Below are 20,278 nucleotides of genomic sequence, written 5' to 3'. Positions count from 1 at the left end.
TTTGGAACCCGGCGCCAGGCCTCCAGTTCGATGGGGTGGCGTTACCTGCCGCCCAACACCGTGACTGCGCGCCGGTTCTGCGACCAGCACGAAATATCGTTACACACCGCGACCGGGCGTTCCTTGCCATAGGCCTTCGAAGAGATGCGCTGTGAGGCAACACCCTGCGAGACCAGGAAGTTGACGACCGCCGATGCGCGCCGTGCGCTCAAGGCGATGTTGTATTCTCGGGTGCCGCGTTCGTCGGCATGGCCTTCGATCTGTACCGAATACTGCGGATAGCGGTTGAGCCAGACGGCCTGCTTGCCGAGCGTGGCCTGGGCCTCCGCGGTCAGCGACGAACTGTCGGTTTCAAAGAAAACCCGATCGCCGATGGTCACGAGGAATTCCTGCTGGGTGCCCGGCGCTACCTGCCCCGGCCCCAGATTGCCGACGCCGGCGTCCTTGGTGCGCGCGCAGGCGGCGGTGAAGGCCAGAAGAGCGACCATCAGCATCGCTTTGAGGATGGCTGAGGGCTGGGCCGTCGAAGACATTGGATTTCTCCCAAAAAGAAAGATATTTGGCCGCGAGATTTACCGCTTGTTATCTTAAGGCCGCGTTCTCAAACACGGTTAATCCAGCGCTAATCGGGCCGAATTGGGGCAATTGCCCCGGTTTTCCCCACTCTGGAGCCACTTATCCAAGCAGCGCTGACCAGGTCGGGTCGGATGCGAAGGTCTCGGTGTTGATCACCTGCTCGTTCCGGCCCCACACATCAACGGAATGCAGGCGCGGCCCGTCATTGCCGCCAAGGTCCCGGAAGAACATCAGAACGCGGCCATTGGGTGCCCAGGTCGGACCCTCATTGTGATAGCTCGACACCAGCACGCGCTCATTCGAGCCGTCGGGCCGCATTGTCCCGATATGGAACTGACCGTCATATTGCTTGGTGAAAGCGATGAGATCGCCGATCGGCGACCAGACCGGGGTCGAATAGGAGCCGTCGCCGAAGCTGATGCGCTGCGCACCGCCGCCGCCGGACCCCATCACATAGATCTGCTGTGAGCCGCCGCGGTCCGATTCAAAAGCGATCCGGGAACCGTCCGGCGAAAAGCTCGGCGCGGTATCGATCGCGGCCGAATTGGTCAGCTGCGCGGGTTGCCCGCCACCGAGCCCCATCAGATAGAGATTGGTGTTGCCCGCGGATTCCACCGAGAACGCCAGCCGCTGCCCGTCGGGCGAAAAGCGCGGGGCGAAGGTCATGGTCCCGAACTGGCCGATGCGCTGCTGCACCCCGGTGCCGATATTGAGGAGATAGACCTGCGGATTGCCTTCCACATAGCTCATATAGGAAAGCATTTGATTGTTCGGCGAATAGCGCGGGGTCAGCACCAGCGCGCGCCCGTCGGTGAGATAGCGCACATTGGCGCCATCCGAATCCATCATCGCCAGCCGCTTGGTGCGATTGGCCTTGGGCCCGCTTTCCGCGACATAGACGACGCGGCTGTCGAAGTAGCCGCCTTCCCCGGTCAGCGAGGAATAGATCGCGTCCGAGACGATATGGGCGATGCGCCGCCAATTGCTCTGGTCCGTCGCATAGGTCTGCCCGAACACCTGCTGACCGGCGATCACGTCCCACAGCCGGATATTGGCGCGGATGAGGTTCCCCTCACGCTCGACCTGCCCCATCACCAGCGCATCGGCGGTAATGTTGCGCCAGCCGGCAAATTCGGGCGTCACGTTCACATCACCGCGCTGCACCGGATAGGTCGAGGGATCGAGCGGGATGAACAGACCCGAGCGCCTCAGATTGTCCGTCACCACCCGGCGGACATCTTCACCCAGGACAGGATCGAGGCTCGAAAAGGCCGGAACCGCGATCGGCAGAGGCTCGAAATCGCCGCCCGTCACCGTGATCTCGACGAGGGCCCGCGCCGCGGTGACCGATCCGATCACGCCGGCACCGGCAAGGCTCAGTTTCAGCGCGTCGCGACGGCTATAAAGTCTCATCTCGTCTCCTTGCATCCTGCCGGCGCCTCTGGCGTCCGGCGTGAAGCTAACCTTCGATTTGCCCTTCCGCGGGCCTGAACGTCGATTCGATGACCGACCACTGATCATAGGATTCCGGCGAAAGTCTGTACGGCCCGCAGCGCAGCACGGCCTGCTGCGCGGCGATCGCCAGCGCCGGGTCGAGCGGATCGTTGAGCTGCGACACCACTTGGGGCACGCCGTTCACCGTCCCGTCGACATTCATCGCAATGCGAAGCTTAACACTCAGATCCGGGCGGTCGACCATCGAAGCCGTGACAATGAAACACCGCCGCATCTGGCGCGCCAGCGCCGCCATCTCGTTCTGGGTCAGATTGGCCGCCCGGCCATCGCTCCGCCCTGCGGTTTGCGATCCGCCTTCACCGGTGGTCGCGCCGCGGCTCGCCTCATTATTGATGATGTCGGAAACCTCGTCCGCCTCGCGCTGCTGCTGTTCGGCCAGCCGGCGGCGCTCTGCCTCCTCGGCCTGCTTGGCTTCGGCAAAGCGTTTGCGCGCGGCATCGACCTGAGAAGTCGCGCGCGGCACCACCGGTGACACTTCCTGCGGTTCGGGGTCATTGGTCTCGGCCGTCAACTCCGGCTCGGGCTCTGCCGCGGGCTCGGGTTCCGGCGCCAGCTGGGGCTCCTCGGGCTGCGGCAGGATTTCGCGGACCGGCTCAGGTTCGGGCTCGGGTTCCGGTTCGGGGGCAGGCTCGGGTTCCGGCTCTGGCACCGGTTCAGGTTCCGGCGCCGGTTCGGGCTCGGTCACGGGGTCCGGAACCGGATTGGGCTCAGGCTGCACCTCGGGCGCTGTATTGGTCGTAGGCGCCGGAGTCTCGATATCGGTCTCTTCCGGGGCCGGCTGATCTTCTTGTGTGTTCCCGGTGCGCTGCGCCAGTTGCGCCGGCTCCTCGGTCTCGACGGTCGAAGGGGCCTCGGTCTCGATCACATCGCTCTCGAGCGAGCCTTGCCGGATCTGGGTCAGTTCCTCGATCGGCACCAATTCGATCGGGATCGCCTCGGCCTGGCTGGGGTCAAACGGTTCGGCGCCCTGTAGCGACAGGAGCCCGGCGAGCAGCACCGTGCTGTGTGCGATTACCGATGCTGTGAAACCGAGCCGCATCGCCCTACCCGAACCTGGCCTACTGGGCCCCGGTCTGCTCGGATTCGGTGATCAAGCCGATCCGGCTGTACCCCGCGCCCGACAGCCGACCCATCACCCGCATCACCGCGCCATAATTGGCGTTGGTGTCACCACGGACATAGACGCGCCCTTCGGGGCCTTCCGGGCTGGCTGCATTGAGTGTTTCAATGAGGTCCTCGAACTGGACCTCGTCTTCCTGCACGAAGATCCGCCCGTCCGGCGACACCGAAACTGTCACCGGCTTGCTGTCGGTGTTGAGTGACTTGGCCTGGGACTGGGGCAGATCGATCGGCACGCCCACGGTCAGCAGCGGGGCTGCAACCATGAACACGATCAAGAGCACCAGCATCACGTCGACCAGCGGCGTGACATTGATCTCGCTCATCGGCTGGTTGCGTTTTCCGCGCCGCCGGCGGCCGCCACCGCCCGAGCGTTGCATGGACATGGCCATCAGTTCTTGCCCCGGCTTTCCAGCTGGCGGGTCAGAATGGCGGAGAACTCGTCGGCAAAACCTTCGAGCCGCCCGATCAGCTTGTTGCTGTCGCCCGACAGCTTGTTATAGGCGATCACCGCCGGAATGGCGGCCAGAAGCCCCAGCGCCGTCGCGAACAACGCTTCGGCAATGCCCGGCGCGACGACCGACAAGTTCGTGCTCGAGGATTGGGCGATCGACTGGAACGAATTCATGATCCCCCATACCGTGCCAAAAAGGCCAATAAAGGGCGCTGACGTGCCCACGGTCGCGAGGAAACCGAGCCGCCGCTCGAGCTTTTCGCTTTCGCGCGAAATCGTCACATCGAGCACTTTATCGAGCCGCTGCTGCAGCCCGATGTAAGAGGACGCGCCTTGCTCATGGCTGCGTTTCCACTCCTTCATCGCCGCAACGAAGACCGAGCCCATTCCGGCGGTCGGGCGTTCGGAGAGCTTTTGATAAAGGTCTTCGAGCGACTGGCCCGACCAGAACACCTTCTCGAACCGGTTCATCTCGCGCCGCGCGCGACCGAACAGGAACGATTTGTCGAAGATGATCGCCCAGCACCACACTGACGCAGCCAAGAGCCCCAGCATGACGGCCTTGACGACAATGTCCGCCTGCCAGAACAGCGCGAACAGGGAAAAGTCGGTTTCCGCTACCGCGCCGACTGCTGTTGCTGGTTCCATTCAATGATCCTCGTCTTCACCACGCCGGCAATCCGGCGCGCCGCGATCCGCTCGGATGCTGTTCAAATTTGTCAAATTTAAGAGAAAAGCCGCAGAATCCCGGCCTTTCCCGCTTTGTGTATCCCCATACAGGAGGAACACGAATTTATGGTTAACAATTGGTTGTCAACCTCGAGGCCGCCCGGCACCGAGCGCCTTCACCTCTTGGGGCAGCCGTGCAGGCCGCCCATCCGTTGTGATCGCGGCCACCGTCACCTGCGCTTCGGCGATCACGTCGTCACCCCGCGTGATGATCTGGATGAGCCCCAGCCGTGCCCCTGAAACTGTGACCACGGAGGTTGCAACGCTGAGCACATCGTCGATCCGCGCAGCGCGCTTGAAGTCCATCTCGATGCGGGTCACCGCGAAGGCAACACCCTCGCCCGCCAGCACCGAATGATGCACACCTGCTGCCCGCAGGAACTCCGTCCGCCCGCGCTCGCAGAACTTCACATAGGCCGCGTGATAAACCGCGCCGGAGAAGTCCGTGTCCTCGTAATAGACCCGCACGGGAAACCGGTGCACGCCATCCGCGCCAAGCGTTCCGCCGAATTGCGGCACATCCGATCCGCTCATCCCGCGCGCTCCCGCGCTTCGGCCTGAATCTCGCTCGAGATGAGATGTTCGGGCCGCGCCGGCAGATCATTGAGCCGCTGGGGCAGCCACACCGGCAACAGATTGGCCGCCGCCAGAACCGCCGGATCGTTCCTCAGCCAGGTGAAGCGCAGAACCTTGCCTTCATCGACGGTCTCGAACACGGTCTCCCCGGCGGCAAAGGGAAATGTGCCGGTCAGCATCACCGAATAATAGACCCCGATTTCGTGGAAGCGTTCGCCGTCGCGGTGGAAGAAATCTTCCGCGGTGAACAGATGCGCTTCGACCTGTCCGTCACAGCGCAATTCTTCGTTCAACTCGCGCCGCAGCGCCACCGGGCTCGGTTCGTGCATTTCGACCCGGCCACCGGGCAAGAGCACATAGGGGTCGTCCTCCTCCCGGCATACCAGCACATGGCTGTCGCGCATGATCACGGCGGCAACGCGATAATTGAATCGGTCTTCGCCGGTTCGGTAGGTCAGCGGCTGTCGGGTGGTCATGTCGCGTTCTGGCTCGGGAGGGCCGTCATTGAAGGGGAGGCTTACCCTTTGCGTACCCGCTTCCCGAAGTCAATCGGGGCTTCCCTCGGCCCAAACTGCAAGGTGCAGGTTTTGTCGCCGGCATAGAACGCGCAAAGGCACGGCAACCCCCAACGAACCTGGGAGTGACCGTACCGGTTGCGGCAATCGCAATTCTGTCAGGCGGTCGCCCGCTCTGCAGTCGGCAGGTTGAAGCCCTTGATGATCAACCACACGCTGAGGCTGAGTTCGAACAGACCGCCCGGCAGCGCCAGCATCACGCCAATGCCATAGCCGAACATTTCCGCTGTCGTGCCGATCATGAAGACGACATAGCCGATCAGACCCCAGACCGACAGCACACGCGGCACCAGGCGGGAGACGAACAGCGTGGTGCACAGGATTAGCCCGCCAATGCCCCACAATGTCATGCTGAGCTGGTAACCGAAAAAGCCGCCTTGCCTGAGGACGAGCGCGATGGCGTCGAAATGCTCACCACCATTGCCGCCAGCCACAAAGGCATCGCTCAGCGGCACCAGCAGGGCGAGAAACAGGGCACCCGTCACTGCGGTCACGGTTGCGGTGATGCCGGCGGCGAGATAACCCCGCGCCGCATAGCCACTGACGGTCTGGAGCGCCGGGAAGGCCAGCACCGACAGCCCGATATTGACGACGGAATGCACGATCGCCATCAGCATCACGCCGATCATGAGCGTTGTCTTGTTGGCCGCAATGCCGGCGAGCCCTTCCTCGCTGCCGGCAATCGTGTCGACCAGCCCCGAGCCGACGCCATAGCTCAAAAAGGCGAGGATGAAGAAGATACCGAAAAGCCGTGCGGCCCAACGGTGCGATTTGATGTCTTGATTGTTGAATTCCGGGTTCATGATGTTTCTCTCTTCAATGAAGTGCTTTGAAACGCGGCGCCTTTGCCGCGCGATGAGCTGACTGGGCAAGAGGGGATCGATTGGAGCTGGATCAGGCGACGACGACATTACCGCGCTTGTGGCCGGTCTCCATGTAGCGATGGGCCTCGACGAGTTGCTCGAACGGGTAGGTCCGGTCGATGACCGGGGCGAGCTTGTCGGCTTCGACCATCTCGATGAGTTGACGGTGCAGCGCGCGCTGATCCTCGGGCTTGAGCATGCCCGTTGCCGAGAACCGCGCCTTGCGTTGGCCGAGCAGGCCGGTGCGCAGCACGCTGAACAAGAGCCCGAAGCTCAGCACCGGGCAGACATAACGGCCGGTCCTCGTCAGCACAGGTTTGGCCTTGCCGAACGAGCTGATGCCGAGTGTGTCGTAGATCACATCGTAGCGCTGACCCGACCGGGCGAAATCCTCGGTCGCATAGTCGATGACATGGCTCGCACCGAGCGAGGCGACCAGCCCCGCATTACGGGCGCTGCAAGTGCCCGTGACTTCGGCACCCATGGCCGCGGCGATCTGCACCGCGGCAGTGCCCAGACTGCCGGCGGCGCCAAGGACCAGAACCTTCTCGCCGGGCCGTACTTCGGCGACGTTTTGCAGGAAGTTGAGCGAGGTGCAGGGTCCGTCCCCCATCACCGCTGCTTCTGCATGCGACAGAGCATCGGGCTTGTGCATCACCACATCGCCTTCATCGAGGCAGATATGGCTGGCATTCGCCCCGAAGCTGAGGCCGGACATGCCATAGACCTGATCGCCGACCGAAAACCGCGACACAGCATGGCCGGTGGCGATCACTTCGCCCGAAAGGCAGGTACCGATGAGGTCATGCTTCGGGCGACGAAGGCCCAGGAACAACCGGGCAAACCGCGGCGTGCCGGCGCGCATCATGCCGTCGGCGCGGCTGACGGCGGAAGCGTGGATCCGGATCAGCACCTCGGTCGGTGCCGGGGTGAGCATGGGGCGGGTCACCGGCTGAAGCTGCTCGGGGCCGCCATAGCTTGAAATGCTCCATGCGTTGAGTGTCTGGGTGGTGGCGTTCATGATCTGCGTCCTCGTGTTTGGCTTGACGAGGACGGTGTATCGGATCACATTTCATACAAACAGCGCCCGAAATAACCCGCACTGTATCGAAAACGATCCGCATATGCTGGACTGGAAATCCCTCCCCGCCTTTTTGTCCGTGGCCCGGCAGGGTTCTTTGCGCGCCGCAGCCGATCAATTGGGCGGCACCCACGCCACGGTGCGGCGGCAGATCGAGGCGCTCGAAAGCCAGCTTGGCGTGCAATTGTTCCGGCGCGGGGCGGACGGGTTTCACCTCACCGCGGCCGGCCGCACGCTTTTGCCCCAGGCGCTCGAGGCCGAGGCGGCGCTGCTCAAGGGCGCCAACGCCGTTCAGGGCCTCGACCGCGAGGCTTCGGGCAAGATCCGCGTCTCCGCCGATCCGATCACCGCCCATTTCATGCTGGCGCCGGTGCTGGCCGACTTCTCCACCCTCTACCCCGACATCGATATTGAGCTGAAACTGTCCTACACCATCGACTCCATCGAAAAGCTGGAGACCGACGTCTCGATCCGGCACATGGCCGAGATCGATGAGGATGTTGTGGGGCGCAAGCTCTTCCCCTCATCCCTCGGCATCTTCGCCGCGCGCAGCTATCTCGACCGCGCCCTCCCCAAGGCCGGGCCAAAGGGCCAGGGGCTCGACTGGATCGGCTACGGCCCGGTGCCCGAGCTGCTGGCCTATGTCAGCAACTCCCCCTATCCAGAGGCCCGCCTGCGCCACATCATCCCTGATCCGGAAATGCATTTGCACATGGCGCGGGCCGGTGCCGGCATGGTGCTGCTGGCCGCCTGGGTGCAATCGAAATTTCCCGAGCTGCAGCGCGTGCCGGGCACAGAGCTCGACCGGCGTCGCTCAACTTGGGTGCTGTTGCATTCGGATTTACGGCGGGTGCGCCGGGTGCGGCTGCTGGTCGATTATCTGTGCGACGCGCTGCTGGAGCGCAAGGCGGACTTCATCGGCCGCTGAATCGCCGGCTCAGCCCTTTCGCCCGAGATAGACCGCCTGGGTCACTTCGCGCCCCTCCTGCAGGGGGTTGGCGAAGGTAACGGGCTCGGCCCAGGCCTCGGCGAACACAGAGGCGAACCGGGCGGTGATCGCGTCGTCAGGCGGCTCGTCCGACCACAGGCCCACCACGCCGCCGGGCTTCAAAAACCGCTGCACATCACGCAGCCCTTCAGGCGTGTAGAACCCCGCCGACCCGTCATGCAAAAGCCGCTCCGGCGTGTGGTCGATATCGACGAGGATCGCATCATAGTGATGGCCGGGCCGCCCGGCATCGAACCCGGCCTTAGACGCCGCAAGGGCAAAGAAATCCCCCTCGACCAGCGCGCAACGCGGATCGTCGGCGAGCGCCGTACCCATCGGCACCAGCCCCTCCCGGTGCCAGCGGATCACGTGTTCCAAAAGATCGATCACCGTCAGCCGCGCCACGCGCTCCTCAGCCAACACCGCCTGCGCCGTGTAGCCGAGCCCCAGCCCGCCCACCAGCACATCGAGTTCGCCGCCCGGCAACGCCGCCAGCCCTTTCTCCGCCAGCGCGACCTCGGACGCCGTGAACAGGCTCGACATCAAATGCTCGTCCCCGAGAATGATCTCGAACACGTCCGTCTGGAGCGCCAGCACATGCCGCCGCCGCAGCGATACGGCACCAATCGGCGTCGGCGCATAATCAAGCTCTTCGAACAGGGCGCTCATGGCGTGGTGGGTTCAGGCTGAGGGGAAACATCGGTCATGCCGGCCATGATAGCCGACGCAGAGCGCCACACAATGCGCCACAACGGCCACCAGCCCCTACGCCTCCAGCAGCCCCGCAATCCCCTGCCGCACCAGCGCCTCGGGCGCAGCCCAGGGAACACCGCCAATGGTGATGAGGTTGTGCGCAATGCCGTTGAGGAGACACGCCAGCATTTGCGTCTTCAGGGTCAGCGCCTCGGCCTCGACATCGTCCCCCAGCGCCGTGCCGAGCACATCGCCCAGCAGGTCGAACCGCGTCAGCGTATCGCTGCCCGAAACGAAGCCGGTCACCTCGGCCTGGCTCACGCCACCCGACATGAAAACGAGGAAATACCGCTCCCGATGCGTCAGCCAATAGCGGACATAGCCCTCGCCGACCGCCACCAGCCGCGCGCGCGGGTCGGCTTCCGCCGCCGCCACGTCAGCCAGCGCATCGAATACCTCGCCGAGCACCTCGGCCCATAGGGCGCTGAGGATGTCGAACTTGCTGTCGTAATACTGGTAGAGCGTCATCGGCGTGCACCCCGCCTCCCGCGCAAGCCGGCGCATGGAGATGGCGGCATAGCCCTCGGTCAGAAACAGCCGCATGGCGCAATCGGCGATCCCGGCGCGCATATCCGCGATCTGCGCCGGTGAGCGGGCGGGCCGCCCCCTTGTTTTGCGCCCGGGCTTTGCCGGCTGAGCCATGGTCCGCTCCTCATGGTGGAAATCGGGATTGACAGTTTCATTTATTTATAACACGTATAATTAAATGTGAAACAGGCAATCGGGACAAGGCGCCATGACGGTCGACACAGGCCAATTGAGGGAACAGGCCGCACTGCCCGGGCGCGAGCTGACGCGCCTGCGCGCCCTGTTCATCGTCGCCGCGCTGTGGAATTTCGCCGGCGCCCTGCCAGGGCTGATCGACCCCGCGGGCATGTTCGCGCGCGAGTTCGGCCACGCGCTGACCGACCCGGTGATGATCGCGGTCTACAGGGGCGCCTGGGGCACGGCCCTCCTCTATGGCTTCGGCTTCCTGCTCGTCGCCTTCAACCCCGTCCGCCACACCGGCATCGTCATGATGGGCGGGCTCGGCAAGGCGCTCTTTGCCCTCAACCTCGCCTGGCTCTTTTCAAATGGCCTGACAAACAATTTCGCCCTTGTCGTCATCGCCGGCGACATCGTCTTCTGCGCCCTGTTCATCGCCTATCTTGTCCGGCTGAGGCGGCTGGGGCTCGGACTGGTGTAAACCCGCATCAGCCCGGAACTTGTCGCCTGCCCCCGCCCATCCCGCATGGCCACAAACCCCGCGCCGCGTCTAGAGTGGCGCCCGGATTTGAGCCTGCAAAACAAAGGGATGGACCGGACGGTGACGACAACCGGCGCCTATATCATCTGCACCGCCCCGCGTAGCGGCAGCACGCTCTTGTGCCGTATGCTCAAGGCAACCGGCATCGCCGGCGATCCCTCTTCCCTGTTCTATCGCCCCGCCATCCAAGACTGGGCCGACAGGCTGGGTGTCCCGGCGGAGGGAAGACCCGAGCGCGATCACCTCGCGGCCCTCGTCGACGCAGCGATTGAGCGGGGCCGAGGCGGCACCCCCGTCTTCGGCCTGCGCCAGCAGCGCCCGAGCTTTGCCTATCTGTGCGAAAAACTGGCCGTGCTCCACCCGGAGGCCAAAACCGATCGCGACCGCATCGAGCGCAGCTTCGGGCCCACGCGGTTCATCCACCTCACCCGCGCCGACAAGCTGTCCCAGGCCATCTCGCTCCTCAAGGCGCAACAGACCGGGCTGTGGCACGTGGCGGCCGATGGCAGCGAACTCGAAAGAACCAACGCGCCCCGCGCGCCCGAATATGACGCCGCCGCCATAAGCGACACCATAGCCACCCTGACCGAATATGACCGGGGCTGGAACCACTGGTTCGCGCACGAGGCCATCGACCCCATCCGCCTCACCTATGACGACCTCGCCGAGGCGCCCGTCAAAACTCTGCGCACCCTGCTCGACACCCTCGGCCTCGACCCCACCGCCGCCAACACCGTCACCCCCGACGTCAGAAAAATGGCCGACACGACCACTGAAAGCTGGGCCGCGCGGTTTTTGGGGGAGGAGGGGTAGGGGGTGGGAATAGAGGTCGAGTTGACGTGCTGCCCAGCGACCCCCAATACGCCAAAGATCCAAGCTCTAGGGAAAACCCAACCAAAAATAATTGATATCGAAACGTGGAATCAGCTGCCAATCGATGATCGCAGCACAACTTTCAATACAACCCGCATTGAATACAACCTAATTTGACTCCTCGCATCCCATCGAACATATGATGAGCCCTTACGACCGACGGGAGCTCAACGTGAACCACCAAATTGCCGATATCGAGCTCGAAAAATTACACCTCGACATCGCAAATCCGCGATTTGGCCTTTTCAGCGCGAACAGCGAACCAGAAGCACTAACGCTTCTGGTAGACACAGCGAATGTCAAAGAGCTTTGGGCATCAATCGCGACTTTGGGGTTCGAACGGTTTGAACCTCTTATCACAATTGCCGACGAGAAAAATCCGGGCCACTTTGTGGTAATTGAAGGCAATCGCCGGCTGGCAGCATGTAAAACTCTGGAGAACCCAGAACTACTTGGTTCAAGGCAAGGACGAGTTCCTCGCATCTCCGCCAGAGTTCGCAAATCCATTCAACGACTTCCCGTAGTACAAGTAAAGAACCGCACCGACGCCGAGTCCTACATCGGGTTCAAACACGTAAATGGTCCAGCAACATGGAACTCATTGGCGAAAGCCCGCTTTGGTGTGAAAATGCTAGAGAGCCGGAATGACAAACGGTCATTAAAGGACCGCATGAAGGAACTCACGAGCAAACTCGGGGATAGCCGCGGCATGCTCCTCCGCGTATTCGTAGCATTCAAAATATATGAGCAGGCAATAGCACAAGATATTATCTCCAACAAACAAATTGATACTCAAAAGGTTCAATTTTCTCACCTCTATACTATGTTGAACAACCCACAATCGCGTGAATTTATTGGACTTCCTGCCACGGCTCTATCTGAAGAAAGCGTCATAGACGACCCAGTTCCGTATTCCCATTTGGACAAATTGGCTGAACTCTTTGGCTGGCTATTTGGCGAGAATTCAGTAATACAAAGTCAAGGAAGTGATCGGCCTAAGCTTCAGAAAGTTCTCGCCAGTAGAGAGGGCCTAGAAGCACTTCGCGCATCCAATGATCTCAATTATGCATATGCAACGGCGGGACTAAATCGTGCTGACTGGTTGGACCAAATTCATCAATGCGCAGCACTAGCCAAGAAAATCGATGGGGAAGCTCTCGAGGTACTGACAGACACTAGAGAACTGGACACGCCAAATGCCAAGTCCACTCTAACGCGCACTCGTCAATATATAGACTCTACCTTAAGCAAGATTCAGTCAGCATTCGACTAGAACATGAGTTACTTCCAGCTAAGAGAATTGGAATCCGTCGTAGATGACGAAATATTGCTTGCATACGCCGAGACGCTTGCATTTGCTACAGGTGAATTTAGAATTGACGAAATACCGCTCGACGAAAGCGAGTTGATTCTTAATTATACAGCAAGTTCTGCTGCTGAGCTTAGAGACGATTTGGCCGAAGAGCCTCAATTCGCATTGCAGGCTGCACTTGAAGATATTGAGGGTAGAATTTGGACCCTGGCAAAGCATAATCAAAGTCTTCTATCCGATCACTATCCTTTCGATATTGCGCCGCGCCCGGGAATTGTTCTTGCCCGGAAACCGAGTCTCCGCGAAAATCTGGAAGGCATATTCTATCTATGTATGCAGTTGCATACTCTATACGATTTCAAATGTATCGAGTTTGAGGTATCGGCCCATGGACGATCAGAAAAACCTCATTTGGATTTCACTCAACCCTTTCAGAGGCTTTTCGAGGTTATCTCAGGAATAACAGTTGCCAACGAAATGAACGGCATACCTATTCTGCTCAGCGACTGCCGTAGCTCAGCAGACCTACTGAAGCGACTGGAGGAAGTTTGCCGGCTGTCTGGCTTAGGAAAAACGAAGGCACATGAACAGTTGAACCTGAGTCAAGAGCATTCCAACGATGGTGGAATTGACGCTGTAGTGTTGAAAATGGATGGTGAGGAATTGCGCGAAACCACGCTTGTGGGGGCAACGACCCAAAAGACAAGTTTGCGGCACAAAATGGTGACTTCTACGTCGATTGGACGCTTCAAGAATTTTCTTGAGGATGGAAGTGCCTTAGGGCCATTTAGAGGGTGCTTCGTGTATCCGACTAAGTACCAAGAGTCACACCGATACCAGTGTACCGAAAGTGAATGCGTTTATTTTCACAAAGAGACCATACTGAAAAATCTCCGGCCGGTCGGCGCTGCTTCTTGGGCCGCCCGGCGCTGCAAAGCTGTGGCCCGCAGGACTGCTCTCAATCAGATTAGGAAAATTGAAGGTCTCATCTTCAAGTTGGAATTCACAGACTACCTCCTAGGTGATATATGCAAAGGAACCGCCTTGACCTAAATCGCAGTAATTGGAGTTATTACAACTTCATTTTCTTTTCTTGTATTGGCTAGACTATAACTCACCTCCAAAAGATTAATATTGACGTCGCGATAGAGTTTCCATACTAAAGGATGATTGTCGTACGTTAAAACCCAGTTTTTTAGCTCACTTCGCATCAAGTAGTTAGCCAGTTCAGTGTGCCCATCGATCATTAGACCGTCAAGATAGAGTCGAGATCCGATCTTCACATAAGGTGGATCAATGAAATACATGGTATTTTCTTGATCGAGGCGTTTATTTCGGTCTTGCAGAAAGTCGATAGCTGGCATTCGGCTTAACGTGATCCGATCTCTGTGTCGTCCGATCCACTTCAATCGCCTCATCAGAGTGGCCTTGTAAAAACGGGCGCCAATCGTCCATTTGCCCTTCTGTTCATATCCCCCAATAGGCCCTGAGCCAGATATGATTCCTGATCGCGATGTTCGGTTTATGAAGAAAGTCGCGAAGCCGGTGTCAAACGAATACTCATCTGCAGGATTCTCTACGATGCTCTTTGCCCAACGCCACGTATCAATGGACACCTCGCAGGCATTTACCTCTCCAACAAAACGTTCGTTCTCATCCAGAATAGCCTTCCAGGCTGAATAGATCCGAACATCAAGGTCGTTCAGGTGTATGAACTCGACTTTGCTCGAATACAGAAGATTTACTGCAGCCCCAGCCCCTCCGGCAAAAGGCTCAACATACTGTCGTTGAAGCCTAGGAAGAGTATCCAGTCTATTGGCTAGAAACCCCGTCAAGAAGCCCTTCCCACCGGGATAGCGGAAAGGGGACATTGAGTCCGAGCCCCGCCAGACAGGGTAGTCACATAGCCTGATTGTCGTGCGGTCATTCATTCTGAGTGTGATAACCCGTCTTAGAACTCTCGACTAGATCGGAGGGCCGTATTCGACATTTTCGCCACCAGCTCCCTCACTCCCCTTCTCCCCCTTCCTCGAACAGGCTCGCCTGCAGGCCCACAAAGCCCTGGGGCACGGCCATGCCCATATGCTGGAAGGCGATGGCGGTGAGCAGCCGTCCGCGCGGGGTGCGCTGGATAAAGCCCTGCTGGATCAGGTAAGGCTCGACGATCTCCTCGATGGCGTCGCGCGGTTCCGAGAGCGCGGCGGCGATGGTCTCGATGCCCACCGGCCCGCCGCCATAATTGGTGGCGATGGTGCCCAGATAGCGCCGGTCGAGCATGTCGAGCCCGCGCGCATCCACATCGAGGCGCCCCAGCGCCTTGTCGGCGATGGGCGCGGTCACCTCCGTCGCCCCCTCGACCTCGGCAAAGTCCGTCACCCGGCGCAACAGCCGCCCGGCAATGCGCGGCGTGCCCCGCGAGCGGCGGGCGATCTCGAGCGCGCCATCCTCGCTCATGCCGATCTTCATCAGCCGCGCCCCGCGCCGAACGATCTGCACCAGTTCTTCGGGCGTATAAAAATTCAGCCGGATCGGAATGCCGAACCGGTCGCGCAAGGGGGTGGTCAGCAGCCCGGCCCGCGTGGTGGCGCCAACAAGGGTGAATTTGGCCAGATCGATGCGCACCGAGCGCGCCGCCGGCCCCTCCCCGATGATCAGGTCGAGCTGGTAATCCTCCATGGCCGGATAAAGGATTTCCTCGACCTGCGGGTTGAGCCGGTGGATCTCGTCAATGAAAAGAACATCCCGTTCTTCGAGATTGGTCAACAGCGCCGCGAGGTCCCCCGCCTTGGCGATCACCGGGCCGGAGGTGGCGCGAAACCCGACCCCGAGTTCGCGCGCCACGATCTGCGCCAGCGTCGTCTTGCCCAGCCCCGGCGGGCCGACAAACAAGACATGGTCGAGCGCCGAGCCGCGCTTTTTCGCCGCCTCGATGAACACTTCGAGATTGGCCCGCGCCTGCGCCTGGCCGATGAACTCGGAAAAGCCCGAGGGCCGCAGGCTGACATCGGTCTCCCCGTCGCGCTCGGCGGCGGCGGAGGTCATCGAGCCGTCACTCCCGGAGCCATCTGGCATGGTGCTGTCGCTCATTGCCCGCCTCCGATATTCACGAGGTTGCGCAGGGGCCACAGCAGGATCACCGCGATCCCCGCGCTCAGCGCCACCCGCCCGGCGAACCACCAGTCGATGGCGCTGCTGGCATGGGCCAGCGAGGCATAGGCCAGCGCGACAACGCCCGAAAGGACCGTCGCCACCAGCGCCACCGAAAGCCCGTCGATCTCGCCCAGTTCCTTCGCCACCCGGCGCAACACGATCAGCCCCGCATAGGCCGGAACGATGGCGATGAGATAGGCAATGGCCAGGGTCAAAAGGATCGCCTGCGCGCCCGTTTCACCGGCCACCCCGGTCAGCACCCCGAGCGTGATGAAGATCACCGCCCCGAGCGGCGGCGCGGCGACAAACCCCTTGATCGCGATGGATTTCAACTCGCTGTCGGTGATCTTGACGCTCACGAACTCAATTCCTTCAGCCCCAGCCGGATCAGTTTTTCGGTCGGCGTGTCATCGCCTTCCTTGGCCATCACCCGCGCCACCGCGCCAGAGGCCTGGGCCTGGGGGTAGCCGAGATTGACGAGCGCGGAGACCGCATCTGAAACCGCCGTGGGCGCCACGCCCTCCCCGAGCGCCGCTTGCAGCCCGGCCACGCCCGCATCCGGCGTCGCCCCGGCGGGCACCTTGCCCTTGAGTTCGGAGACCACGCGCTGCGCCACCTTGGGGCCGACCCCCGGCGCGCGCCCGACCATCGCCTTGTCCTGCAGCGCAATCGCGCTGGTGAGTTCGGATGGCGACAGCGTCGACAGGATCCCCAGCGCGACCCGCGCCCCGACCCCCTGCACGGTCATCAACAGGTTGAACCATTGCTTTTCGAGCGCGCTGGCAAAGCCGTAAAGCCGGATCATGTCTTCGCGCACATAGGTCTCGATAAACATCTCGACCGCCTCGCCCCTGCCCGGCAGCGCCGAAAGCGTGCGCCCCGGGCAATGGCAGGCATAGCACACGCCATTGACATCGATCAGCGCCACATCGTCCTCGACACTGTCGAGAATGCCCTTGAGCTTGCCGATCATGACGCGCGTCCGAGCCGGGCCGCCGGCGTCTCGCGGAAATGCGCATGGCACACCGCGATCGCCAGCGCGTCGGCCGCATCCTCGCTGCCGATCTCGGCGGCGGGCAACAGCGTCTTGACCATCATCATCACCTGCTTCTTGTCGGCATGGCCGGTGCCGACCACCGATTTCTTGATGAGATTGGCGGCATATTCGCCGACCGGCAGGCCGAGCGCCGCCGGCGTCATCAGCGCCACGCCGCGCGCCTGCCCCAAAAGCAGCGCCGAGCGTGCGCCCGCATTGACGAAGGTCTCCTCGACCGCCGCCTCGTCGGGGGTGTGCTCATTGATGAGATCGGTGAGCGCCTTGTGCAGGAACAACAGCCTTTGCGCCAGCGGCCCCTCGGTCGGGGGTTTGATCACCCCGCAGCCGCGATAGGCCAGCCGGTTGCCGTTGGCCTCGATCAGCCCCCAGCCGGTGCGCCTCAGCCCCGGATCGATTCCCAGTATTCGCGTCGTGATTCGCATCGCCCTTCCACTTCCCCGGAGCTTACCGGTTGAGGGGGATACTACAATCGCCTTATGTGAACAAAAGGAAAACGTTCAACAGGGAAATCTGCCGCCCGGACACCGTGCCGGGCGGCAGAAGACGCGTCAGTGGCCGTCATGGCCTTCATGCATCATCGGCGCCTCGGTCGAGCCGAGCGGGCCGACCGGAATGTCGAGGGTCACCTCGCCCGCCTTCTCGAAGGTGAGCGTCACGGTGATCTTCTCGTCGGCCACCAGCGGCGCGTCGAGACCGATCATCATCAGGTGCAGCCCGCCCGGTTCCAGCGTGACGGTCTCGCCCGGTTCGATGGTCAGCCCCTCGGGCAGTTCTTCCATCTTCATCACCCCGTCCTGCATCGACATCGAATGCACTTCGAGCGCTTCGGCCGCTTCGGTCGTGCCGCCGATCAGCCTGTCGGCGGTGTCGCCATTATTGGTGATGGTGATATAGGCCCCGCCCGCCTTGGCGCCCGGCGGCGTGGCGCGGGTCCACTGGCCCGAAATGTCGATATCGCCATGATGGATGGTGCCGTTATGGGCAAAGCCCGCAAGCGGCGAAAAGGCGAGGAAGAGGCCGGCAATCGCGGCGGCGAAAAGGGTCTTGGTGGTGGTCATTGTATTTGTCCTGATATGCGGCGCGCCGGCCATCCGGTCCACGCCATAAATGATTGTCGTTAGAGCGAAAATCAGGACAGGACGGGTGGCGCGCGGGACCCCAGCGAACCGATGCGCGGCGTGATGACCGGCGCATGATCATCGAGCATCGGGGCGGCATGGTGCGCCTCGATCCCCGGCGCAGCAATCCCCGGCAGCGCGGGCACCACCGGCACGAATTGCGCCGCCAGCGACAGCGGACAGCCGATCCCGCTGGTGGAACTATCGCCCGTATCGTCCCCCGGCAGCGCATAGGCCGTACAGATGACGATGCCATCATCGGGGTCCGCCGCGGCGATCGCGCCATAAAAGCTCGTCACGATCCCCTGGCACATCAGCGCCAGCATCAGGATAGCGGCAAACTCGCCCTTCACCCCGCGGGGGAGAAGCGCGCGCAAAGTCGCCGTCAATCGAGCTTTCAGCACATCCATGCGCCATCCCATGCCATGCTGCCGCCCAATCCGCAATGCGGCACGCCGTCCGCACTTCGATCCTCGTTTCACCGGCATTTGAATTAATTCCGCTGCAACCGCGAACCGGAACCGCAAGGCCCGCCGGTTATTATCCGCCCCTTCGAACCATGCCTCGCGCAGTTTAGATCCAGAACCGACCGTGAAACGCCTCAAAGTCCTCTTGCCCGATCCGACTAGCCGCGCCCGCGTCTGGGCCTGGACCCTGCTGGGGCCGGGGCTGTGTGCGATTCTGGCCAATCTCTATGTGCTCTGGACCATCCAAGATCCGGTTGTCGCCCGCCCGGCACACTGGTCCTCGACGATCCTGCCCTTCGTCTTCGGCGCGCCGATGTTCTTCATCCTGTCGCGCCGGCTGCGCGACCTCGCCATCATCCGCAAGCAGCTTGCCGTGCTCGCCACCACCGATGCGCTGACAGGCACACTCAGCCGTGGTGCCTTCACCGACAGGGTGGATGCATGGCTCGAAAAGCGCCGCCGGCATCTGAGCGCCTATCGCCGCGGCGCGCTGCTGATCGTCGATGCCGATCACTTCAAGCGCATCAATGACAGCCACGGCCATCACTGGGGCGACGAGGCCCTGCGCCTGATCGCCGCCACCATTGCCCGGAACCTGAGAAGCGCCGATCTGTTCGGCCGCATGGGCGGTGAGGAGTTCGGGATATTTCTGCCCGATGCAGCCCTTGATGATGCAGAGGTGATCGCCGAGCGCATTCGCCGCGCCGTCGCGGAGACCGCCTTCACTCCGGAGGGCAAATCCCTGGCGCTCACCGTCAGCGTTGGCGGGGCGGTTTTCGAGGAAGAGATCGAATTCTCAGAGCTCTATCGCATCGCCGACCGCCGCCTCTACGAAGCCAAGGAAGGCGGCCGCAACACGATCCGCCTCACACCCGCCGAGCCTGCCCGGCCTGCCCCGGTCTTCGACCGCGCGGCCGCCACCGCACCCACGATCCATTGACCGGCATGCAAAAAGGGCGCCCCGCACCCGGCAGAACGCCCCTGAATTCTGGTTCGGCAAACAGGGATCAGGCGCTGAGCGCTTCCATGTCCTCGTCGCTCATCTCGAAGTTCGAATAAACGTTCTGCACGTCGTCATCGTCTTCGAGCGCCGCGATCAGCTTGAACAGGGTCGCGCCCTTGTCCTGATCGACCGGGGTGCCGTTCTGCGGCTTCCAGACCGGGTTGACCGACTTAGCCTCGCCTAGCGAGCCTTCGAGCGCGGTGGACACATCGTTGATGTCTTCGAAGACGCAATAGATGGTGTGGCCGTCTTCATCCGAGACGACGTCCTCCGCCCCGGCCTCGATCGCTGCTTCCATCACCGCCTCGGCGTCACCTGCCTCGGGCGCATAAACGATCTCGCCGACCCGGTCGAACATGAACGCCACCGAGCCGCTTTCGCCCAGCGACCCGCCATTCTTGGAGAATGTCGCGCGCACATTGGAGGCCGTGCGGTTCCGGTTGTCGGTCAGGGTCTCGACTATGATCGCCACCCCGCCCGGGCCGTAACCCTCATAGCGGATTTCCTCGTAATCCTCACTGTCGCCCCCCGACGCCTTGTTGATGGCGCGCTGGATATTGTCCTTGGGCATGGACTGCGCCTTGGCGTTCTGGACCGCCAGCCGCAGGCGCGGATTCATGTCCGGGTCCGGCGTGCCCATCTTGGCCGCCACGGTGATTTCCTTGGACAGGCGCGAAAACAGCTTGGAGCGCGCCGCATCCTGGCGCCCCTTGCGGTGCATGATGTTCTTGAACTGTGAATGTCCGGCCATGGCCCGGAGATCCCCCGTATCGTCGCTAATGGCAATTCAGCGGGCCTTATAGGAAAGCCCGCCACGGAAATA

25 protein-coding genes are annotated in these 20,278 nt (G+C 61.7%); 6 read left to right on the top strand and 19 right to left on the bottom strand.

Annotation, left to right across the window (positions count from 1 at the left end; genetic code table 11):
* Positions 1-41: 41 nt before the first annotated feature.
* The 9 genes from pal to G489_RS0103405 form a co-directional block, all read right to left on the bottom strand.
* Positions 42-572, bottom strand: coding sequence for a peptidoglycan-associated lipoprotein Pal (pal, locus tag G489_RS0103445; protein WP_029040341.1), 531 nt, complete (start codon positions 570-572; stop codon positions 42-44).
* A 103-nt stretch (positions 573-675) separates the two neighbouring features.
* Entirely contained in the window at positions 676-2,004 is a 1,329-nt protein-coding gene (gene tolB, locus G489_RS0103440; RefSeq protein WP_029040340.1) for a Tol-Pal system beta propeller repeat protein TolB, read from the bottom strand.
* Positions 2,005-2,035: 31 nt separating this feature from the next.
* Positions 2,036-3,130, bottom strand: a complete 1,095-nt coding sequence (locus G489_RS21580) for a hypothetical protein (protein WP_029040339.1) — start codon at positions 3,128-3,130, stop codon at positions 2,036-2,038.
* Positions 3,131-3,149: 19 nt separating this feature from the next.
* Complete coding sequence (tolR, locus tag G489_RS0103430) at positions 3,150-3,602, bottom strand: protein TolR (protein WP_029040338.1); 453 nt, start codon at positions 3,600-3,602, stop codon at positions 3,150-3,152.
* Positions 3,602-4,312: a protein TolQ gene (tolQ, locus tag G489_RS0103425; protein ID WP_029040337.1), complete on the bottom strand. Its 711-nt coding sequence runs from the start codon at positions 4,310-4,312 to the stop codon at positions 3,602-3,604. The genes tolR and tolQ overlap by 1 nt, the downstream gene beginning before the upstream one ends.
* 165 nt (positions 4,313-4,477) lie before the next feature.
* On the bottom strand, positions 4,478-4,927 hold the full coding sequence (gene ybgC / locus G489_RS0103420) for a tol-pal system-associated acyl-CoA thioesterase (RefSeq protein WP_029040336.1): 450 nt from the start codon (positions 4,925-4,927) through the stop codon (positions 4,478-4,480).
* A complete protein-coding gene (locus tag G489_RS21575; RefSeq protein ID WP_051332276.1) occupies positions 4,924-5,445 on the bottom strand; it encodes an NUDIX hydrolase in 522 nt (173 codons plus the stop codon). The genes ybgC and G489_RS21575 overlap by 4 nt, the downstream gene beginning before the upstream one ends.
* A 197-nt stretch (positions 5,446-5,642) precedes the next feature.
* On the bottom strand, positions 5,643-6,347 hold the full coding sequence (locus tag G489_RS21570; RefSeq protein WP_029040335.1) for a DUF4386 domain-containing protein: 705 nt from the start codon (positions 6,345-6,347) through the stop codon (positions 5,643-5,645).
* Positions 6,348-6,438: 91 nt separating this feature from the next.
* Positions 6,439-7,428 (bottom strand): NAD(P)-dependent alcohol dehydrogenase, encoded by a 990-nt coding sequence (locus G489_RS0103405; protein ID WP_029040334.1) that lies wholly within the window; start codon positions 7,426-7,428, stop codon positions 6,439-6,441.
* A gap of 103 nt (positions 7,429-7,531) precedes the next feature.
* On the opposite strand from G489_RS0103405, the gene G489_RS0103400 reads away from it, so the two are divergent.
* The gene (locus G489_RS0103400) at positions 7,532-8,416 is read left to right on the top strand and encodes a LysR family transcriptional regulator (RefSeq protein ID WP_029040333.1); all 885 of its coding nucleotides are present in this window, start codon (positions 7,532-7,534) and stop codon (positions 8,414-8,416) included.
* Positions 8,417-8,425: 9 nt separating this feature from the next.
* On the opposite strand, the gene G489_RS0103395 is transcribed toward G489_RS0103400, so the two are convergent.
* Positions 8,426-9,145: a spermine/spermidine synthase domain-containing protein gene (locus G489_RS0103395; RefSeq protein WP_029040332.1), complete on the bottom strand. Its 720-nt coding sequence runs from the start codon at positions 9,143-9,145 to the stop codon at positions 8,426-8,428.
* A gap of 96 nt (positions 9,146-9,241) precedes the next feature.
* Positions 9,242-9,871, bottom strand: coding sequence for a TetR/AcrR family transcriptional regulator (locus tag G489_RS0103390; protein WP_029040331.1), 630 nt, complete (start codon positions 9,869-9,871; stop codon positions 9,242-9,244).
* A 94-nt stretch (positions 9,872-9,965) separates the two neighbouring features.
* Here G489_RS0103390 and G489_RS0103385 point away from each other — a divergent pair, with 94 nt between their 5' ends.
* The 4 genes from G489_RS0103385 to G489_RS0103370 all read left to right on the top strand — a co-directional run bounded on the left by G489_RS0103385 (position 9,966) and on the right by G489_RS0103370 (position 13,713).
* Complete coding sequence (locus G489_RS0103385) at positions 9,966-10,415, top strand: hypothetical protein (protein ID WP_029040330.1); 450 nt, start codon at positions 9,966-9,968, stop codon at positions 10,413-10,415.
* 120 nt (positions 10,416-10,535) lie between these two features.
* A complete protein-coding gene (locus tag G489_RS0103380) occupies positions 10,536-11,288 on the top strand; it encodes a Stf0 family sulfotransferase (RefSeq protein WP_245578802.1) in 753 nt (250 codons plus the stop codon).
* Positions 11,289-11,520: 232 nt separating this feature from the next.
* Positions 11,521-12,621, top strand: coding sequence for a ParB/Srx family N-terminal domain-containing protein (locus G489_RS0103375; protein ID WP_162142399.1), 1,101 nt, complete (start codon positions 11,521-11,523; stop codon positions 12,619-12,621).
* 3 nt (positions 12,622-12,624) lie between these two features.
* Positions 12,625-13,713 (top strand): hypothetical protein, encoded by a 1,089-nt coding sequence (locus G489_RS0103370; protein WP_029040327.1) that lies wholly within the window; start codon positions 12,625-12,627, stop codon positions 13,711-13,713.
* Here G489_RS0103370 and G489_RS18910 read toward each other — a convergent pair.
* The 7 genes from G489_RS18910 to G489_RS0103335 all read right to left on the bottom strand — a co-directional run bounded on the left by G489_RS18910 (position 13,710) and on the right by G489_RS0103335 (position 18,395).
* Entirely contained in the window at positions 13,710-14,531 is an 822-nt protein-coding gene (locus G489_RS18910) for a DNA adenine methylase (protein WP_245578801.1), read from the bottom strand. The genes G489_RS0103370 and G489_RS18910 overlap by 4 nt on opposite strands.
* A gap of 136 nt (positions 14,532-14,667) precedes the next feature.
* Complete coding sequence (gene ruvB / locus G489_RS0103360; RefSeq protein ID WP_035871573.1) at positions 14,668-15,702, bottom strand: Holliday junction branch migration DNA helicase RuvB; 1,035 nt, start codon at positions 15,700-15,702, stop codon at positions 14,668-14,670.
* A gap of 41 nt (positions 15,703-15,743) precedes the next feature.
* Positions 15,744-16,169 carry a hypothetical protein gene (locus tag G489_RS0103355; RefSeq protein ID WP_029040325.1) on the bottom strand — a complete coding sequence of 142 codons (426 nt, stop codon included), beginning with the start codon at positions 16,167-16,169 and terminating at the stop codon, positions 15,744-15,746.
* Complete coding sequence (gene ruvA, locus G489_RS0103350) at positions 16,166-16,783, bottom strand: Holliday junction branch migration protein RuvA (protein ID WP_029040324.1); 618 nt, start codon at positions 16,781-16,783, stop codon at positions 16,166-16,168. Before ruvA ends, G489_RS0103355 begins: the two co-directional genes overlap by 4 nt.
* Positions 16,780-17,289, bottom strand: a complete 510-nt coding sequence (gene ruvC, locus G489_RS0103345) for a crossover junction endodeoxyribonuclease RuvC (RefSeq protein ID WP_029040323.1) — start codon at positions 17,287-17,289, stop codon at positions 16,780-16,782. The genes ruvA and ruvC overlap by 4 nt, the downstream gene beginning before the upstream one ends.
* A 126-nt stretch (positions 17,290-17,415) precedes the next feature.
* Positions 17,416-17,925, bottom strand: a complete 510-nt coding sequence (locus G489_RS0103340) for a copper chaperone PCu(A)C (RefSeq protein ID WP_029040322.1) — start codon at positions 17,923-17,925, stop codon at positions 17,416-17,418.
* Positions 17,926-17,996: 71 nt separating this feature from the next.
* Positions 17,997-18,395 carry a hypothetical protein gene (locus G489_RS0103335; RefSeq protein ID WP_155889303.1) on the bottom strand — a complete coding sequence of 133 codons (399 nt, stop codon included), beginning with the start codon at positions 18,393-18,395 and terminating at the stop codon, positions 17,997-17,999.
* Positions 18,396-18,576: 181 nt separating this feature from the next.
* On the opposite strand from G489_RS0103335, the gene G489_RS0103330 reads away from it, so the two are divergent.
* Positions 18,577-19,392, top strand: a complete 816-nt coding sequence (locus tag G489_RS0103330; RefSeq protein ID WP_029040320.1) for a GGDEF domain-containing protein — start codon at positions 18,577-18,579, stop codon at positions 19,390-19,392.
* 67 nt (positions 19,393-19,459) lie between these two features.
* Here G489_RS0103330 and G489_RS0103325 read toward each other — a convergent pair whose 3' ends face one another.
* Entirely contained in the window at positions 19,460-20,206 is a 747-nt protein-coding gene (locus tag G489_RS0103325; protein WP_035871420.1) for a YebC/PmpR family DNA-binding transcriptional regulator, read from the bottom strand.
* Between the last annotated feature and the right edge of the window lie 72 nt (positions 20,207-20,278).

It is taken from the genome of Cucumibacter marinus DSM 18995 (assembly GCF_000429865.1).
GTDB classification, from domain to species: Bacteria; Pseudomonadota; Alphaproteobacteria; order Rhizobiales; family Devosiaceae; genus Cucumibacter; species Cucumibacter marinus.
Note: the sequence above shows the minus strand (reverse complement) of the source record. Positions and strands in the feature narration are given on the sequence as shown.

Excerpts from the sequence above, each read along its gene's own strand:
- tolB (WP_029040340.1), bottom strand. The coding sequence starts at position 2,004 with ATGCAAGGAGACGAGATGAGACTTTATAGCCGTCGCGACGCGCTGAAA.
- G489_RS21580 (WP_029040339.1), bottom strand. The coding sequence starts at position 3,130 with ATGCGGCTCGGTTTCACAGCATCGGTAATCGCACACAGCACGGTGCTG.
- tolR (WP_029040338.1), bottom strand. The coding sequence starts at position 3,602 with ATGGCCATGTCCATGCAACGCTCGGGCGGTGGCGGCCGCCGGCGGCGC.
- tolQ (WP_029040337.1), bottom strand. The coding sequence starts at position 4,312 with ATGGAACCAGCAACAGCAGTCGGCGCGGTAGCGGAAACCGACTTTTCC.
- ybgC (WP_029040336.1), bottom strand. The coding sequence starts at position 4,927 with ATGAGCGGATCGGATGTGCCGCAATTCGGCGGAACGCTTGGCGCGGAT.
- G489_RS21575 (WP_051332276.1), bottom strand. The coding sequence starts at position 5,445 with ATGACCACCCGACAGCCGCTGACCTACCGAACCGGCGAAGACCGATTC.
- G489_RS21570 (WP_029040335.1), bottom strand. The coding sequence starts at position 6,347 with ATGAACCCGGAATTCAACAATCAAGACATCAAATCGCACCGTTGGGCC.
- G489_RS0103405 (WP_029040334.1), bottom strand. The coding sequence starts at position 7,428 with ATGAACGCCACCACCCAGACACTCAACGCATGGAGCATTTCAAGCTAT.
- G489_RS0103400 (WP_029040333.1), top strand. The coding sequence starts at position 7,532 with ATGCTGGACTGGAAATCCCTCCCCGCCTTTTTGTCCGTGGCCCGGCAG.
- G489_RS0103395 (WP_029040332.1), bottom strand. The coding sequence starts at position 9,145 with ATGAGCGCCCTGTTCGAAGAGCTTGATTATGCGCCGACGCCGATTGGT.
- G489_RS0103390 (WP_029040331.1), bottom strand. The coding sequence starts at position 9,871 with ATGGCTCAGCCGGCAAAGCCCGGGCGCAAAACAAGGGGGCGGCCCGCC.
- G489_RS0103385 (WP_029040330.1), top strand. The coding sequence starts at position 9,966 with ATGACGGTCGACACAGGCCAATTGAGGGAACAGGCCGCACTGCCCGGG.
- G489_RS0103370 (WP_029040327.1), top strand. The coding sequence starts at position 12,625 with ATGAGTTACTTCCAGCTAAGAGAATTGGAATCCGTCGTAGATGACGAA.
- G489_RS18910 (WP_245578801.1), bottom strand. The coding sequence starts at position 14,531 with ATGTCCCCTTTCCGCTATCCCGGTGGGAAGGGCTTCTTGACGGGGTTT.
- ruvB (WP_035871573.1), bottom strand. The coding sequence starts at position 15,702 with ATGACCTCCGCCGCCGCCGAGCGCGACGGGGAGACCGATGTCAGCCTG.
- ruvA (WP_029040324.1), bottom strand. The coding sequence starts at position 16,783 with ATGATCGGCAAGCTCAAGGGCATTCTCGACAGTGTCGAGGACGATGTG.
- ruvC (WP_029040323.1), bottom strand. The coding sequence starts at position 17,289 with ATGCGAATCACGACGCGAATACTGGGAATCGATCCGGGGCTGAGGCGC.
- G489_RS0103340 (WP_029040322.1), bottom strand. The coding sequence starts at position 17,925 with ATGACCACCACCAAGACCCTTTTCGCCGCCGCGATTGCCGGCCTCTTC.
- G489_RS0103335 (WP_155889303.1), bottom strand. The coding sequence starts at position 18,395 with ATGGATGTGCTGAAAGCTCGATTGACGGCGACTTTGCGCGCGCTTCTC.
- G489_RS0103325 (WP_035871420.1), bottom strand. The coding sequence starts at position 20,206 with ATGGCCGGACATTCACAGTTCAAGAACATCATGCACCGCAAGGGGCGC.